Raw genomic sequence first — 16,547 nt, forward strand, 5'->3', positions numbered from 1 at the left:
TCGCGGAACGCTCAGACCCAGAATCCGTCGTGGACGGCCGCGGCCTCCGGCAGGTCGGCGGGCCCGTCGACCGCGACCGGTCGCCCGCCACGCGCGAACACCTCGCGCGACGGCAGGGTCAGCGTCGGCACGCCCTCCTGCTCGGCGACGATCTCGCGCAACCCAGCCTCCGACAGCGCGAACACCACCCGTGGGATGCCGCTCCAGTAGATCGCGCCCGAGCACATCGCGCACGGCTCGGTGCTCGTGTAGAGCGTCGCGCTCGCGAGTTCGTCGTCGTCGAGCACGGCCGCCGCCTCACGCACGACGTTCGTCTCGGCGTGCCCGGTCGGGTCGCGCCGCGTCACCACCGTGTTCATGTCCTCGACAGCCCGCCCGTCGGCGGTCACGACGACCGACCCGAACGGATGGTCCCCGCGCTTCCGCGCCTCCCACGCGAGCTCGACGCAGCGTCGCAGCCACGTCAGGTCGCCGTCGTCGATCCGGTCCGCGTCGCCCATCGGCCTCCTCCTTCGTCGACGGATGCCGCCGCCTCCCATTCTGCGCACCCGCCCTGTGGATGACGCCCCTCCCCCGCCCACGGATCCCCTACCTTGGACCGCATGCCCCGAGCCGTCCCCCGCCGCCTCGCTGCGCTCGCGATCGCCGGCGCGACCCTGGCCGGTCTCGCCGCGTGCGCGGCACCCGACCCCGGGCCCGAGCCGACCCAGACCACGGATGCCACGGCCGCGCCGTTGTTCGCGAGCGACGAGGAGGCGCTGGAAGCGGCAGTCGCGGCGTACGAGGCGCATCTTGCGACGACCGCGGCGATCCTCGCCGACGAGGTCGAAGTCGATGCGATTAGGCACGTCTCCTCGCCCGAGTATGGCGAGCAGCGGGTCTCGGAACTGACGGCATTTCTTGACTCAGGGCTCCGCGCCAGCGGAGATGTCGTCATTGACACCACTTCGCTCATCGAGCGTCACTCAACTGAGGACGAAGCCGTCGTCTCGATCTATGCGTGCCAAGACGTTTCGGGAACCGTGCTGAGTAACTCAGAAGGAGAGGACGTCACCCCTTCTGACCGCGACGATCGAGTTCCACTTGTACTGGAGTTCCGAGGAGCCAGCAACGACCTGCGATTGAGCGGAAACGAACTATGGTCTGGCGACAACTTCTGTTAGCTACAGTGTTGGGCTCGGCAATCGTCGTAGCTCCAGTTCCATCCGGATGCTCGGCAGAGCTCCAGCTTGCGGGAATGTGTGACCTACAACTCGACCCATCGTTATCTGCCGACGGCGCGGACCTGGTGGCCGAGTACTCGTCGTTAGCTGACGGCGCCAAGAGCACCGAAGACTCGCCCGCCGACGGCTACACCCCAGACGCCGAAACCATCAGCCTCACCGAACCCACTCGCCCCACCGCGCCCCCGCGCGACGTGTGTAATCCCGAGAACCCCACGGTGTGCGCGTTCGAGGGCGCCGAACCCGAGCCGCCGGCGCCGGGGGAACCGACGGTGACGCTCCGCGACATCGCGTCGTTCCGACCGAGCGTGCCGTCGGGCGGGATGCAGCCCGACGGGTGGGCGGTCGTCGGGCTTCCGGCGAACTTCATCGGCGCGGCCTCCGTCGAAACCCGCTCGGGCACGCTGCTCGGCCGTCCGGCCGAGGTCCGCTTCCACCCCGTGGCCTACCGATGGATCCACTCCGACGGCGCCGTCGTGCAGGCGACCGACGCCGGTGCGACGTGGAGCGAGCTCGGCGTCGCCGAGTTCACGGCGACCCCGACGAGCCATACGTACGCGGCATCCGGTCGGTACACCGTCGACCCGATCGTCGTCTACGTCGCCGAGTACCGGTTCGACGGCTCGGCCTGGCGATGGATCGACGGAACGCTCGGCCTGCCCGCGCCGCGGCTCGACGTGCTGGTCGGCGAGTTCGACACGGTCCTGGTCACCGGCGACTGCACCGCCGTCCCCGACGGCCCGGGCTGCTGACCGCGGTCATCCCGCCGCCGTCGAATCCGCCGCCCCGGCCGTCCGGTCCAGCGACGCGAGCACCCGCGGAACCGACCCGCCGAGGTTCCACTCCTCCGCCAGGTCCTCGAGCGTCTCGCGACGCGCACCCGTGACGGGAGCGAGCCGCGCACCGAGCTCCTCCGCCGAGGGCAGGTCGAGGTCGCGCACGACGTTCACGACCGTCGGGGCGACGGCGAGGTAGTCGTGGGCGTTCACCAGCTTCGCGCGCATCGAGGCCGACATGGTCGCGGGCGCGGCGGACGCGGCATCCGGATCGCCCGACGCCACCGCGAGCATCGCATCGAGCGAGCCGAAGTCGCCGAGCAGGCCCGCGGCGGTCTTCTCACCGACGCCGGCGACGCCCGGCAGCCCGTCGGACGTGTCGCCCCGGAGCGTCGCGAAGTCGGCGTACTGCGACGCCTCGATGCCGTACTTGGCGACGACCCACTCGTTCGTGACGAGCTCGAGCCGGTTCATGCCGCGCGCCGTGTAGATGACGCGCACTCCGCGGTCGTCGTCGACGAGCTGGAACAGGTCGCGGTCACCCGACACGACGTCGACCGGCATGGTCGCGGTCGTCGCGAGCGTGCCGATGACGTCGTCGGCCTCGTGCGCCGCGACGCCGACGATCGGGATGCCGAGGAGGCCCAACGTCTCGCGGATCATCGGCAGCTGCGCCTCGAGCGGGTCGGGCACCTCCTCGATGTCGGGCCCGGCCGGCACGACCTGCTCGACGCGGTGCGCCTTGTAGCTCGGGATGAGCTCGACGCGCCAGTGCGGACGCCAGTCGTCGTCCCAGCAGGCGACGAGGTGCGTCGGTTCGAACTCGGCCACCAGCCGCGCGATCATATCGAGCAGCCCGCGCACCGCGTTCACGGATGTCCCGTCGGCGCGCTTCAGCGAGTCGGGCACGCCGTAGAACGCCCGGAAATACAGCGATGCAGTATCCAACAGCATGAGACGATCGGTCACGGCTCCATCCTGACAGGAGGGCGCGGGGGCGAGGGCCGCTTGTTGTCAGGTGCCGACGAATACGCCGCCGGGGTCGGGGAATTCCGCCCTACCGTCGTCGCTGATCGGGGCCAACTCCAAATAGCTGAGCCTGTCGTCATGGATGAAGAGGAAGAGCCAACCGTCGTCACACGCGGCCTCCAGGATGGTGCGGCTTTGCCACGAATCTGAAGGTCGACCGCTCGAATCCGTCAGGTTGATCGACGGGCATGTTCCGCACGAACATGCTTCTCCGGCCCACGTGACCGGCAGTTGATCTGCCCATCGGTTCCGGTCCGCGTCGGATACATGCGCGTCGGGTCCGACGGCTGGCGCCCGTTCGAGCATGGCGGCGATGACACTTCTTTCGCGACTGGTGAGTGGGCGCACGCCATCAGCGTATGTCCGCACGAATCGTGGGCGCGGAACGGATCGGGCAGCTATGCGCGCCCTAGTAGGTGTCGATAGTGAAGTACAGCGACGCGGTGTCGAGGAGCATGAGTCGATCGGCCATGCGCCGATCCTCCCACCACCGGGTGACGGGCGGTGATTCCGATCGCACCGCTCGCTCACAGCAAACCCACAGCGGGCGGGCGCATCCTGCGGAACATCGGCCGGCCCTCGACGGTTCTTCCTCATGGATGCAGACGTAACCGGCCCAGCCGGTGTCCACTGGTCCGGGGCGGCCCAGCCGGAGCCGCCGGAGAAGGAGCAACCGTGTCACACGACTACCGCAGGACTCCCGAGGCGCTCGACCGCCTCACCCCGCTGCAGCGCAAGGTCACGCAGGACGACGCGACCGAGCCGGCGTTCCGCAACGAGTACTGGAACAACCACGAGCCGGGCCTCTACGTCGACGTCGTCTCCGGGCAGCCGCTCTTCGCGAGCGTGCACAAGTACGACAGCCGATCCGGGTGGCCGAGCTTCACCCGCCCGATCGACGACGCGGCCGTCACCGAGCACGTCGACCGCTCGTTCTTCATGAAGCGGGTCGAGGTCCGCTCGGCGGGCGCCGACAGCCACCTCGGTCACGTCTTCGACGACGGGCCGACGGATGCCGGAGGACTCCGCTACTGCATCAACTCCGCCGCACTGCGCTTCGTGCACCTCGACGACCTCGAGGCCGAGGGCTACGGCGAGTACCGCCACCTGTTCGAGACCACGGATGCCGCGGCATCCGTCACCACCACCGAGGAGACCGCATGACCACCCCAGGCGCCATCACCACCGTCCCCGGAGCCGAGACCGCGGTCCTCGCGGGCGGCTGCTTCTGGGGTATGGAGGACCTCGTCCGGAAGCTGCCGGGCGTGATCGACACCCGCGTCGGCTACAGCGGCGGCGACGTCGAGAACGCGACCTACCGCAACCACGGCTCGCACGCCGAGGCGCTCGAGGTCGTCTTCGACCCGTCGAAGCTGAGCTACCGCGACCTGCTCGAGTTCTTCTTCCAGGTGCACGACCCGACGACGAAGAACCGCCAGGGCAACGACATCGGCACGAGCTACCGCTCGGCGATCTTCCCGACGAACGACGCCCAGTACGACACCGCGATCGAGACGATCGCCGACGTGGATGCCTCGGGCATCTGGCCCGGCCCGGTCGTCACCGAGGTCGCGCCCGCGGGCGCCTTCTGGGAGGCCGAGCCCGAGCACCAGGACTACCTGCAGCGCATCCCGTGGGGCTACACCTGCCACTTCGTGCGCCCGGGCTGGAAGCTGCCGAAGCGCGACACGGCGGAGGCGACCGGCACCGGGACGGCCGCCGCGAGCTGAGCGACGGATGCCGGGGGCCCGCGACCGCACGCTCGCGGGCCTCTTGCGCGTGGGGTGGTCTCGATACGCTCCGCTTCGCGGTGCTACTCGACCAACGGGCGGATAGCGTGGGCCCCATGCGGTTCTCCGAGCGGTTCCGCGCCACGAAGCGGGCGCCGATCCTGCAGGTGCTGAAGTCCGCGGTCGCCACCGTCGCCGCCTGGCTCCTCGCGGGATGGTTGATCCCCGGGCCGCTGCCGGTCTTCGCGGCCATCGCCGCCCTGCTCGTCGTGCAGCCGAGCGTCAACCAGTCGCTCGGGAAGGCGATCGAGCGCAGCATCGGCGTCATCGCCGGTGTCGTGATCGCCTCGGCGCTCGGCCTCCTGTTCGGCCCGAACAGCTGGGTGATCCTCGCCGCCATCCTCGTGGCGCTGCTGGCCGCGTGGGCCGCGCGGATGACGGCGCCCACCTCGAACCAGGTCGCGATCAGCGCGATGCTCGTGCTCGCGCTCGGCGGCACCTCGCCGGAGTACGCGTTCGACCGCGTGCTCGAGACCCTCATCGGCGCGGTCATCGGCATCGTCGTGAACGCACTCATCGTGCCACCGGTCCTCACGGCGCCGGCGCGCGAGCACCTGTCGCGGCTCGGGAGCGAGCTCGCGGCATCCGTCGATCGCCTCGCGACCGCATTGCTCGCCCAGCAGCGCCCGGCCGACCTGACCGAGCTCATGCTGGAAGTGCGGCTCATGCGTCCGATGCGGGATGCCGCGGGTGCGGCGATCACGGACGCCGAGGAATCGCTCACCCTGAACCCGCGCCGTTCGGCGCATCGCGGCGACCTGGCCGAGCAGCGCCGGCTGCTCATGCGGCTCAGCCCGATCGTCACGCAGGTCGGGGGGATGACGCGCGCGTTCGTCGATCACTACGACGACAGCCTCGCGGCCGAGCCGACGGTCCGGGCGATCGCCGAGCAGCTGCGTCGCGTCGCGCACGACATCCGCCTCGCCGTGCACCTCGCCGAGGTCGACCCCGAACCGCTCACCTCGGTGATCCCGGCCCTGACGGCGCCGCTGCAGATCGCCGCACCGAAGTCCGAGCACTGGATCCTCATGGGCTCCCTCCTCGAGGACCTCCGCCGCATCCGCGAGGAGCTCCTCGAGGACGAGGTCGACACCGGCCCACCCTCCTGACCCGTCTCGCCGCGCCGGCACGTGCAGGCCGCAGGTGGAGCAACCCGTCCTCCACTCCACCGAACCACCACGCACCCGGTGATGATGTCCTCCTCGAACGAGGTGGACAGGTGAACCGCGAATACCTTTCCACCATGACGTGGCAGGAAACGATGATCCGACGTCGTCGCGACGAACGCGCGCCCGTCGTGGCTGCGCTACCTGTCCGAGCGCGACGACGACGGCACGGGTCCGCGCCGTGGGCGGCTGAGCAGTCCGGAGCGGGGGCGCGCGCGCCCGCGCGATTGCGCAGCACGGCCCGACCTGTCAAGCGGTGGGATCCGGCGGCGGTCATCCGTACCATCTCGATCTCGGGATCGGAGCGCCGCATGCGGCGCGGGAAGGTGCCATGATCACGAACGCGAGCAGGACGAGCAGGATGAGCGCGACCGCCACCACGAGCACGACGACGGCCACGAACACCGGGTCGACGGCGCAGCCGACGATGCCCGGCGACGGCCGCGACCACGCCGCCCTCGCGGACGCCGTCCGCCGGACGCCGGTGTGGATCACCGCGGCGATCATCGCCGCCGTGCTGATCACGGTCGGCGTGGTGCTCGGTCAGCCCTGGTTCGCACCGACCGACCTCGTCCGCGACAGCCAGTCGGTCGCCGCCCTGCGCGGTCGCAGCGACCCGGCCTACGGGATCGTCTCGAACCTCGGGATCATCGTGCTCCTGCTCGCCGCCGGCACCGCCCTCGCGGCGATCGCCGGCGCTCCCCGTCGGGGCGGCGCCCAGCGGATCCTCGCTTGGAGCCTCGCCCTGAGCCTGCTGTTCGCGCTCGACGACCTGCTGCTCCTCCACGAGGCGACGGCGTTCGGCCCGGCCCCGGGCATCGCCCTGGCCGCCGCCTACGGCGTCGGGTTCCTCACGTTCGTCGTGCGGTTCCGCGCGACCATCGTCGACAGGTTCGACCCCGCACTGCTGATCGGCACCTTCGTCGGGCTCGGCGTCTCGGCGATCGTCGACGTGCTGGTCGACCCGGCCACCTCGACGTCGGTCGTCGTCGAGGACGGCGCGAAGCTCCTGGGCCTCCTGGCCTGGTCGGCCTTCGTCATGCGGGCCGCGATCATCACGCTGCGCGGAGCGCGACCGATCGTCGACCGAACCTAGGCACGTCAGGCGAGCAGGTCGCGCACCGCCTCGCCCCACTCGAAGCCGCAGTCGCGGCAGTCGAAGATCGGAGTCTCGGCGGAGAACGCCGCGGCCGCGGCATCCGCCTCGACCTCGAGGTCGAGTGGGCCGTACACGATGACCCGGACCGCGGCGGAGCCGCAGCGCAAGCAGGGCTCGTCGAGCACGTCGGGCTCGAGCGTCGGGAGCGGTTGGTTCGTCATGGCCATCACGGTAGGCGGCACCGCCGACATCCGTCGCAGGCGGGGCGCGCGTCGCCCGCGCGGTGGACGATCTGACCGGGAATCGACACGACGGCGCTCGGGACGCGGCATCCCCTCTGGCTATGGTCGAGACGGAAAGGGGCGCACATGAGCCAGCCCGGGAACGTCCGCGGATTCGACTTCTTCTCGGCGGGCGAGCTGCCGGCGCCGGCGCTCCCCGCCGACGAGGTCGCCGCCATCGTGAGCGAGCACTGGGGCCTCGACGTCGAACTCGAATCGCTCGGCAGCCAGCAGGACCAGAACTTCCTCGCCCGCACGCGATCCGCCGTCGCCCGCGCAGGGCACGGCACGCCGATCGGCGTCGTCAAGATCACGAACCCGGCCTTCACGGCCGAGGAGCTCGACGCCCAGGACCACGCGGCCTCGCGGATCGCGGCCGCGGCGGCCGACCTGCGCATCGCGACCACGAGCCGCGGCGACGACGGCACGCCGCGGTCGGTCGTCGCCGACACGAGCGAGGGACCGCTCGCCATCCGACTGCTCGAGTACCTGCCGGGCGGCACGCTCAACGGGCCCGCGTACCTCTCCCCCGCGGTCGTCGGCCGCATGGGCGAGGTCGCCGCCCGCGCCGTCCTCGCGCTGGCGGACTTCGACCATCCGGGCCTCGAGCGCGTGCTGCAGTGGGATCCCCGCCACGCCGACCGCGTGGTCGGCCTGCTCGCGCACGTGCACCCCGACCCCGCCAAGCGGGAGCTGGTGACGGATGCCGCGGCTCGCGCCTGGTCGGACGTGCAGTCCGTCGCCGCCGAGCTGCCCCAGCAGGCCGTGCACCTCGACCTCACCGACGACAACGTGGTCTGCACGGTGGAGCGCGGCATCCGGATGCCGGACGGCATGATCGACTTCGGCGACGTCACGCGCAGCTGGGCCGTGGGCGAGCTTGCGATCACGATCTCGTCGGTGCTCCACCACGCGGGCGCCGAACCGGCGTCGGTGCTGCCCGCGGTGCGGGCGTTCCACGCGGTGCGGCCGCTGTCGGCCGCGGAGGTGCGCGCGCTGTGGCCGCTCGTGGTGCTGCGCAGCGCCGTGCTCGTCGTGAGCGGCGAGCAGCAGGTGCAGGTCGACGGCGGCGCCAACGCGTACGCGGCCGAGGGCGTCGAACGCGAATGGCGGATCTTCGAGCAGGCGACCTCGGTGCCGTCGACCGTGATGACGAACCTCGTCGCGGACGCGCTCGGCATGGACCTCGGCCCCCGGGCCGCGACCGCCGAGCACGCGGGTCGAGCGCGCACGCGCATCGCACTCGAACCCGCGCCGGAGCTCGCCCGGGCGATCCGGCTCGACGTGTCGATCACGTCGGACGACGTCGATGCGGGCGCCTGGCTCGACCCGGACCTCGAGGACCGTCTCGCCCTCGCCGCGCTCGACGCCGGCGCGCCGTTCGCCTGGCTCGAGCGCCGCACCCCGCGCCTCACCCGGAGCCGCACCCTCGCGGCGGAGTCCGTGGCGACCGTCCCGCTCGGCATCGACGTGTGGTTCGCCACGGCGACCCGCGTCAGCGCGAGCGCGGGTGCCGACGCCGGCGCGGGCGACGAGGCCGGCGCGAGCGACGACGCGCCGCGGCTCGTCGTCGAGGCCGCCGACGGCATGACGATCCTCGACGGGACCGTGCCGGCGCGCACGCGCGCACGCATCCGGCTCGAGGCATCCGACGGCCCGCCGCACGTACCCCATCTCGTGCGGCCCGAGTACGCGGCCGGATGGCTCGCACTGACGCTCGACCCGGCGGCCGCGATCGGGCTGCACGCCGACGGCCCCGATCCGGCGCTCCCCGCCGACGCGACGGCCGGGGACGACGCGGCAGCGCTCGTCACCCGCCGCGACCGATCGTTCGCCGACGTCCAGGAGCACTACTACACGCACCCGCCCCGCATCGAGCGCGGCTGGCGCGAGCACCTCGTCGACACCGACGGGCGCGCGTACCTCGACATGGTGAACAACGTGACCCCGCTCGGGCACGGGCATCCGGGCCTCGCCGCGGCGGTCGCGAAGCAGCTGCGCACGCTGAACACGAACTCGCGCTTCAACTACGGCGCGGTCGTCGAGTTCTCCGAGCGCCTCGCGGCACTTGCGCCCGAGCCGCTCGACACCGTGTTCCTCGTCAACTCGGGCTCCGAGGCCACCGACCTGGCGATCCGCGTCGCCATGGCGGCGACCGATCGCCGTGACGTCGTGTCCCTGCTCGAGGCGTACCACGGCTGGACCTACGCGTCCGATGCGGTGAGCACGTCGGTCGCCGACAACCCGAACGCGCTCGCGACCCGCCCCGACTGGGTGCACCCCGTCGACGCGCCGAACCCGTTCCGCGGCCGCCATCGCGGCGAGGACGCGCGGAACTACGGGCCCGAGGCGGCCGCGCGGATCCGCGAGCTCGCGGCATCCGGTCGCCCGCCCGCGGCGTTCATCTCGGAGAGCTTCGCCGGCAACGCCGGCGGCATCCCGCTGCCCGACGGTTACCTCGCCGAGGTGTACGCGGCCGTGCGCGAGGTGGGCGGACTCGCGATCTCCGACGAGGTGCAGGCCGGGTACGGCCGGCTCGGCGAGTGGTTCTGGGGGTTCGAGCAGCAGGGCGTGGTGCCCGACGTCATCGCGGTCGCGAAGGCCGCGGGCAACGGCTACCCGCTCGGCGCCGTCATCACGACGCGCGAGATCGCGGCGCGCTACCGCGCCGGCGGCTACTTCTTCTCCTCGACCGGCGGCAGCCCGGCCTCGAGCGTCGCCGGGCTCACCGTGCTCGACGCGTTCCGCGACGAGGGGCTGCAGCGGCACGCGGCCGACACGGGCGCGCACCTGAAGGGGCGGCTCGAGGCACTGGCGCAGCGGCATCCGCTCATCGGCATCGTGCACGGGCTCGGCCTCTACCTCGGCGTCGAGTTCGTGCGCGACCGCGCCACGCTCGAGCCGGCGACCGAGGAGACCGCGGCGATCTGCGACCGCCTGCTCGAGCTCGGCGTGATCATGCAGCCGACCGGCGACCATCAGAACGTGCTCAAGGTGAAGCCGCCGCTCGTCGTCACGCGGGAGAGCGCCGACTTCTTCGTCTCGATGCTCGACCGGGTGCTCGCCGAGGGGTGGTGAAGGCACGATCCCGGCCCGCGCGGTAGCCCTTGACAGGGCCCGCGCAGGCGACGCACCCTGCCGCCAAGGGGCATCCGGCGTCGATGCCGGAGGTCATGCCCTGGGCGGGAGCGACGATGACGACCTTCGGCATCGAGGAGGAGTTCTTCTTCCTCGACCCCGAGACGATGCTGCCGGCGGATGTCGCGGCCGACGTCCGCGAACGGCTCGTCGCCGACCCGGCGTGGGGCGAGTCGGTCCACCCCGAGTTCCTCGCCTCGCAGGTCGAGTTCGCGACGCCCGTGTTCGAGGACCTCGCGGTGGCGGCCGACCGGCTCCTCGCGTTCCGGCGCGAGATCGACGCCGACGCCGGACGGCACGCCGTCTGCGTCGCGAGCGTCGGCACGCCGCCCGACGCGCATCCCTTCCCGTCGATCACCGACACCGACCGCTACCACCGCATCGTGCGCGACATGGCCGGCGTCATCGCCGACCACCAGATGAGCGGCCTGCACGTGCACGTCGGCATCTCGAGCCGCGAGCACGGCGTCGCCGCGCTGAACGCGGTGCGGCCGTGGCTGCCGCTCCTCACGGCGATGACCGGCAACTCCCCGCTCTGGCGCGGCTATGTCACGGGGTACGAGAGCTGGCGCACCGTGCAGCTGCGACGCTGGACGACCGCTGGGTGCCCGCCGAGGTTCGCGGATGCCGCGGACTACGACCGCCGCACGCGGGGCATGCTCGGCGTCGGCGGCCTCGCCGACCTCGCGCTCATCGCCTGGAACGTACGGCTCTCCGAGCACCTGCCGACCATCGAGTTCCGGATGGCCGACGCCCAGCTCACCGCCGACGACACGCTGCTCGTCGCCGCGCTCTGCCGTGCCCTGGTCGCCCGGGCGATCGACGAGCACGACCGGTTCGGCGCCGACCGGGGCGCCATCCGGCCCCTGCGCTCGGTCGACGACCCAGCGCCCGACCACGACATCCCTCCGGAGCTGCTGAGCGCGGCGACGCTGCACGCCGCGCACACCGGGCTCTCGGGCGGCGCGTTCGATCCTGCGACGGGGGGACTCGCGCCGGCCGCCGACGTCGTCCGCAGCCTCGAGCGATACCTCGCCGGACCGCTCGAACGCGCCGGCGATCGCGAGCTCGTGCACGAGCTCGTCGCGCGGCTGCTGCGCGACGGCACCGGGGCGGCACGCCAGCTCGCCGCCTGGAACCGCGCCGGCATCGCCGGCCTGCGCCGGCTCTTCGCATCCACGATCACGGCGCGCCCCAGCACGGATTCCATCGAACGGTTGACGTGGCCCACGACCCGGTTCCCTACGCTGACGCAGGAGCACATCGAAGCGAGACCCTGACGACGAACGAGAGCGGAGGAGCCATCCGATGACCTCGACCACCGACGCCCGCACCGACCCTCGCACCGAACCGACCCGCCGCGGCGGCGCCGCCGACACGACCCGCCAGGCGGTCGTGCTCGTCACCTCGCTGCTCGCGATCGTCGCCGCCTTCATCGGGTCGGGTGCCGTGGGCGGCACCCCGATCCAGGATGCCGCGGGCGGCTGGCTCGACGCCGACTCCACGCTCGTCGCGCCGGCGCGGCCGGCCTTCGGCGTGTGGAGCGTGATCTACACGGGCATGCTCGCGTACGCGATCTGGCAGGTGCTGCCCGCCCAGCGCACGAGCGCCCGGCACCGGCGCATCGGGTACGCCGTCGCCGCTTCGCTCGTCCTGAACGCGGTCTGGATCGGCGTCGTGCAGCTCGACCTGCTCTGGCTCAGCCTGCCGGTCATCGTGATCCTCGTCGCCGTCCTCGCGTGGCTCTTCGTGCAGCTGCGACGGATGCCGCCGAACGGTGCCGTCGACGCGTTCGTGACCGACGGCTCGATCGGGCTGTACCTCGGCTGGGTGATCGTCGCGACGGCCGCGAACGCGACCGCCGTGCTGCAGGCCGCGGGCTTCGAGGGCTGGGGACTCCCGGCCGAGGCGTGGGCGATCGGCGTGATCTCGGCCGCGGCGCTCGTCGGCATCGCGCTCGCCATCTGGGGTCGCGGGCGCATCGCGCCGGCGCTGTCGCTGTCGTGGGGCCTCGCCTGGGTGGCGGTCGGTCGCCTCACCGACGAGCCGTCGTCGCCGGCCACGGGCATCGCCGCGGCCGTCGCCGCCGGCGTGGTCCTCCTCGTCACCCTCGTCGCGCGGGTGGCGTCGATCCGCTCCGCGCGCGACGACCGGCAGGCGGGGGCCGCCGGGCGGGCCTGATGCGGGGGTGAGCTGTTGCGTGGGGGCGCAGCACGCGGGGTCGGGACGTTTCGGGTCGTCCCGGCCCCGCATTCTCGTGCACGATGGGACGCATGGGCGACGACGAGCGGACCCTCGCGATCGAGGTCGGCGACGACGTGGGCGAGGTGCCCGCGGTGCTGCGGCGACCGGATGGCGCGACCGCGACGGTCGTCGTCGCCCACGGTGCGGGGGCGGGGAAGGACCATCCGTTCCTCACCGGGTTCTGCCGGGCGCTCGGCGACCTCGGCGTCGCCACGGTGCGCTTCGACTTCCCGTACCGCGTGGCCGGGCGTCGATTCCCCGACCGGCCGCCCGTCGCGATCGCGACGTGGCGAGCGGTCATGCACGCCGCGCGCGCCGAGGCCGCTGCGGGCGAGGCCGTGTGGGCGTCGGGCAAGTCGTTCGGCGGTCGCATGGCGTCGATGGCCGTCGCCGAGGGCATGGATGCCGCGGGGCTCGTGTTCCTCGGCTACCCGCTGCATCCGCCGGGCCGGCCGGAGAAGTCGCGCGACGAGCACTTCCCCCGGCTCGTCGGGGCGCCGATGCTGTTCCTGCAGGGTCGCAACGACCCGTTCGCGATTCCCAACGAGCAGCTCGATCGGCTCGTCGCGGGCCTCGCGCCGTCGGCGGTGCTCAAGTGGGTCGAGGGCGCGAACCACTCGTTCGAGGTGAAGGGCGCGAAGCGCCCCGCGGCGGAGGTCGGTGCGGGGCTCGCGCCGCGGGTCGCGGAGTTCGTCGCCGCGCACGCCCGACCCGCGCCGAGGGCGGCGCCCGCCACGCGGCATCCGTGACGGCACCGGCCCGCGCCGAGGGACCTATGGCCTCGCCCGAGCGCGTCGGCGGCGGGCATCGTGGCTCGTGACGAAGGGGGAATCGTCATGACCGCCTACCCGCCGGGCCCCGCGCCCGGACAGAACCCGCAGGTCGCCCGAGCCGCGGAGGCCGCGACGTCGGACCGATCGTTCATCGCGACCTGGCTGTTCGCGTGGCTGCTCGGCGTGCTCGGCGTCGACCGCTTCTACCTCGGCAAGGTCGGCACCGGCATCCTGAAGCTCATCACCATCGGCGGCTTCGGCATCTGGTGGCTCGTCGATCTCGTCCTGACGCTCACGAACACCGCGAAGGACGGCGACGGCCGGCGCGTCGTCGGCACCCGCCAGGAGCAGACGATCGCGTGGATCGTCACCGCCGTCGGCGTCCTGCTCGGCTGGGTCGCCTCGGCGGTGTCGCAGTCGTTCGCGTTCCTGACCGACCAGCTGCTGCCGGCGCTGCCCTGGATGTGAGCCGACGCGTCACACCGCCGTGTAGCCGCCGTCGACGAGGTGGTAGCTGCCGGTGATGAAGCTCGCGGCGTCGCTGCCGAGGAACGCGACGAGCGCCGCGACCTCCTCGGGCTCGCCGAGCCGGCCGATGGGGTGCTTGCTCACGAGGAACTGCTGCGTCGCCTCGTCGAGGTTGGCGTCGATCAGCGGCGTCTTGATGAACGCCGGGCCGACCGAGTTCACGCGCACGCCCTGGTCGGCGTACTCGATCGCGGCGTTCTTCGTGAGGCCGAGCACGCCGTGCTTCGCGCTGACGTAGGCGGACGAACTCGCGAAGCCCACCGAACCGAGGATCGAGGCGATGTTCACGATGGACCCGCCGCCGTTCGCGGCGATCGCGGGCAACTGGGCGCGCAGGTTGAGGAAGATCGAGCTGAGGTTCACCGAGATCACCTTGTCCCAGCTGTCCACCGGGTAGTCGCCGATGAGCTCGGTCGCCCCGCCGATGCCGGCGTTGTTGACGGCGAGCTTGAGCGGCGCGAGCGCGTTCGCGGCGTCGACGGATGCGGCGATCCAGTCGACGTCCGTGACGTCGCCGACCGACGCCTCGGCCGTGCCGCCGGCGGCGCGGATCTCGTCGACGACGGCGGACGCGTGATCGCCGTCGAGGTCGTTCACGATGACCGACGCCCCGTTCGCCGCGAGCAGCAGTGCGATCGAGCGGCCGATGCCGCTCCCGGCTCCGGTCACGATCGCCGAACGGTCGGACACGTCGTAGGTTGCCATGTTCCCTCTCCTCGGGGTTGCGGTTCGATCGGCGACGCACGGGGCCTTCGCCCGTCGCCGCGCACGTCCACCGTAGGCACGACCCCTTGGCGCGGCACGGGCCTTGAGTCCCGCCCGGCGATGCGGCATCCTTACGAACCGCTTACGCCGGCGCCGGCGGGCCCGCTCTGCGCCGGCACCGGACGTAGCCTGAGGGCATGCCGACCGACCGCGCACCCGCCGGGCGGCTGCGGCCCGCGCTCGCGGGCGTCGCGGCCGCGGTGTTCGGCGCCGGCGCGGGCGAACTCGCGGCGGGCATCATCGCGCCGACGGCGTCGCCGTTCGCGTCGATCGGGGGCCTGCTCATCGACCTCGCCCCGCCCTGGGCGAAGGATGCCGCGATCGCCCTGTTCGGCACGGGCGACAAGCTCGCGCTGCTCGTGGGCGTGGGCGTCGTGCTCGTCGCCGTCGGCGCCCTCGCGGGAGTGCTCGAGGCGCGCCATCGGCGCTGGGGCCGCGGGATCTTCGCGCTGCTCGGCGTGGTCGGCGCCCTGGCCGCCGCGACCCGGGCGAACGCCTCGGTGCTCGCGATCCTGCCCGCCGTCATCGGAGCGCTCGCCGCGATGGCCGCCCTGTCGATGCTGCTCGCGCGCGTGCCCGCGGGGCGGGCGGCGACGTTCGGCGGTGCCGAGACCGAGGCGGTCGCGGGTGTCGAGGCCGCCGCGCGCGCCGCCGACGTCGATCGGCGTCGGTTCCTCGCCTGGGCGGGCGGCACGGCCGCGGTCGGCGTGCTCGCGGCGATCGCCTCCTCCGCGCTGACGGCGGGATCGCGGGCGGTGGGCACTCTCCGCGACGCGCTGCGACTTCCGGCGCCGGCGACGACGGCGCCGGTCCCGGCATCCGCCGAACTCGGCATCGACGGGCTCGCCCCGGTGATCACGCCGAACGCGGAGTTCTACCGCATCGACACGGCGCTCGCCGTGCCCCAGGTCGACCCGGCCGACTGGCGGCTCCGGATCCACGGCATGGTCGAGCGCGAGGTCGAGCTCACCTGGGACGAACTCGTCGCCCTGCCGCTCGGCGAGAGCGCGACGACGCTCGCGTGCGTGTCCAACGAGGTCGGCGGCGGGCTCATCGGCACGGCCGTGTGGCTCGGGTACCCGATCCGCGAGCTGCTGGCCCGAGCCGTGCCGAGTGCGGACGCCGACATGGTGCTCTCTCGGAGCATCGACGGCTTCACGGCCTCGACGCCGCTCGAGGCGCTCACCGATCCCGGACGTGAGGCGATCCTCGCGGTCGGCATGAACGGCGAGCCGCTGCCCGTCGAGCACGGCTTCCCGGTGCGCATGGTCGTGCCCGGGCTGTACGGGTACGTCTCCGCGACGAAGTGGGTCACCGACCTCGAGGTCACCCGGTTCGACCTCGACCGCGCGTACTGGTCCGATCGCGGCTGGAGCGAGCGCGGTCCGATCAAGCTGTCCTCGCGCATCGACGTGCCGCGCGCCGGACAGCAGGTGTCCGCGGGCCGGGTCGCCGTCGCGGGCGTCGCCTGGCACCAGCACACGGGCGTCGCGGCGGTCGAGGTCCAGGTCGACGACGGCCCGTGGCGGCCCGCGACGCTCGCGACGGCGATCTCGTCCGACACCTGGGTGCAGTGGCGTCACGAATGGGATGCCGCGCCCGGCCGCCACACGATCCGGGCGCGGGCGATCTCGGCCGACGGCGAGGTGCAGACCGCCGAGCGCGCCCCGGTCGCCCCCGACGGGGCGACCGGCCTGCACGAGCGCACCGTCGACGTGACCTGAGCGCACTCCGC

Annotated in this window: 17 protein-coding genes; 12 read left to right on the plus strand and 5 right to left on the minus strand. The window is 72.5% G+C overall.

All coding sequences use genetic code 11. The annotated features are described in order from the left end of the window. Positions 1–11 precede the first annotated feature (11 nt). A complete protein-coding gene (locus tag ACQ393_RS14045) occupies positions 12–500 on the minus strand; it encodes a nucleoside deaminase (protein ID WP_430647482.1) in 489 nt (162 codons plus the stop codon). A gap of 102 nt (positions 501–602) precedes the next feature. Between ACQ393_RS14045 and ACQ393_RS14050 the strand changes: the two genes are divergently transcribed. Beyond that, entirely contained in the window at positions 603–1,163 is a 561-nt protein-coding gene (locus ACQ393_RS14050) for a hypothetical protein (protein WP_430647483.1), read from the plus strand. Between the two features lie 74 nt (positions 1,164–1,237). Then, positions 1,238–1,975, plus strand: coding sequence for a hypothetical protein (locus tag ACQ393_RS14055; protein WP_430647484.1), 738 nt, complete (start codon positions 1,238–1,240; stop codon positions 1,973–1,975). Between the two features lie 6 nt (positions 1,976–1,981). On the opposite strand, the gene ACQ393_RS14060 is transcribed toward ACQ393_RS14055, so the two are convergent. Next, positions 1,982–2,953, minus strand: a complete 972-nt coding sequence (locus tag ACQ393_RS14060) for a 5'-3' exonuclease (RefSeq protein WP_430647593.1) — start codon at positions 2,951–2,953, stop codon at positions 1,982–1,984. A 60-nt stretch (positions 2,954–3,013) separates the two neighbouring features. After that, positions 3,014–3,376 (minus strand): hypothetical protein, encoded by a 363-nt coding sequence (locus ACQ393_RS14065; RefSeq protein ID WP_430647485.1) that lies wholly within the window; start codon positions 3,374–3,376, stop codon positions 3,014–3,016. 327 nt (positions 3,377–3,703) lie between these two features. Between ACQ393_RS14065 and msrB the strand changes: the two genes are divergently transcribed. The 4 genes from msrB (at position 3,704) to ACQ393_RS14085 (ending at position 7,080) form a co-directional block, all read left to right on the plus strand. Then, positions 3,704–4,192, plus strand: a complete 489-nt coding sequence (gene msrB, locus ACQ393_RS14070) for a peptide-methionine (R)-S-oxide reductase MsrB (protein WP_430647486.1) — start codon at positions 3,704–3,706, stop codon at positions 4,190–4,192. Then, positions 4,189–4,758, plus strand: a complete 570-nt coding sequence (msrA, locus tag ACQ393_RS14075; RefSeq protein ID WP_430647487.1) for a peptide-methionine (S)-S-oxide reductase MsrA — start codon at positions 4,189–4,191, stop codon at positions 4,756–4,758. The genes msrB and msrA overlap by 4 nt, the downstream gene beginning before the upstream one ends. Positions 4,759–4,874: 116 nt before the next feature. Further along, complete coding sequence (locus ACQ393_RS14080) at positions 4,875–5,927, plus strand: FUSC family protein (protein ID WP_430647488.1); 1,053 nt, start codon at positions 4,875–4,877, stop codon at positions 5,925–5,927. A gap of 418 nt (positions 5,928–6,345) precedes the next feature. After that, positions 6,346–7,080 carry a hypothetical protein gene (locus ACQ393_RS14085; protein WP_430647490.1) on the plus strand — a complete coding sequence of 245 codons (735 nt, stop codon included), beginning with the start codon at positions 6,346–6,348 and terminating at the stop codon, positions 7,078–7,080. 5 nt (positions 7,081–7,085) lie between these two features. On the opposite strand, the gene ACQ393_RS14090 is transcribed toward ACQ393_RS14085, so the two are convergent. Then, positions 7,086–7,304 (minus strand): hypothetical protein, encoded by a 219-nt coding sequence (locus tag ACQ393_RS14090; RefSeq protein ID WP_430647491.1) that lies wholly within the window; start codon positions 7,302–7,304, stop codon positions 7,086–7,088. Positions 7,305–7,451: 147 nt separating this feature from the next. Between ACQ393_RS14090 and ACQ393_RS14095 the strand changes: the two genes are divergently transcribed. The 5 genes from ACQ393_RS14095 to ACQ393_RS14115 all read left to right on the plus strand — a co-directional run bounded on the left by ACQ393_RS14095 (position 7,452) and on the right by ACQ393_RS14115 (position 13,987). Continuing rightward, entirely contained in the window at positions 7,452–10,442 is a 2,991-nt protein-coding gene (locus ACQ393_RS14095; protein ID WP_430647492.1) for an aminotransferase, read from the plus strand. 116 nt (positions 10,443–10,558) lie between these two features. Beyond that, entirely contained in the window at positions 10,559–11,782 is a 1,224-nt protein-coding gene (locus ACQ393_RS14100) for a carboxylate-amine ligase (RefSeq protein WP_430647493.1), read from the plus strand. A 28-nt stretch (positions 11,783–11,810) separates the two neighbouring features. After that, complete coding sequence (locus tag ACQ393_RS14105) at positions 11,811–12,683, plus strand: TspO/MBR family protein (protein WP_430647494.1); 873 nt, start codon at positions 11,811–11,813, stop codon at positions 12,681–12,683. A gap of 92 nt (positions 12,684–12,775) precedes the next feature. After that, positions 12,776–13,495, plus strand: a complete 720-nt coding sequence (locus ACQ393_RS14110; protein ID WP_430647495.1) for an alpha/beta hydrolase family protein — start codon at positions 12,776–12,778, stop codon at positions 13,493–13,495. 87 nt (positions 13,496–13,582) lie between these two features. Continuing rightward, a complete protein-coding gene (locus ACQ393_RS14115) occupies positions 13,583–13,987 on the plus strand; it encodes a TM2 domain-containing protein (protein ID WP_430647496.1) in 405 nt (134 codons plus the stop codon). A 9-nt stretch (positions 13,988–13,996) separates the two neighbouring features. Here ACQ393_RS14115 and ACQ393_RS14120 read toward each other — a convergent pair whose 3' ends face one another. Next, the gene (locus ACQ393_RS14120; RefSeq protein WP_430647497.1) at positions 13,997–14,752 is read right to left on the minus strand and encodes an SDR family NAD(P)-dependent oxidoreductase; all 756 of its coding nucleotides are present in this window, start codon (positions 14,750–14,752) and stop codon (positions 13,997–13,999) included. Positions 14,753–14,949: 197 nt separating this feature from the next. Here ACQ393_RS14120 and ACQ393_RS14125 point away from each other — a divergent pair, with 197 nt between their 5' ends. Beyond that, positions 14,950–16,536 (plus strand): molybdopterin-dependent oxidoreductase, encoded by a 1,587-nt coding sequence (locus ACQ393_RS14125; protein WP_430647498.1) that lies wholly within the window; start codon positions 14,950–14,952, stop codon positions 16,534–16,536. The last annotated feature ends 11 nt before the right edge of the window (positions 16,537–16,547 follow it).

The sequence above is a fragment of the Agromyces sp. GXS1127 genome (genome assembly GCF_050565425.1).
Classification (GTDB): Bacteria; Actinomycetota; Actinomycetes; order Actinomycetales; family Microbacteriaceae; genus Agromyces.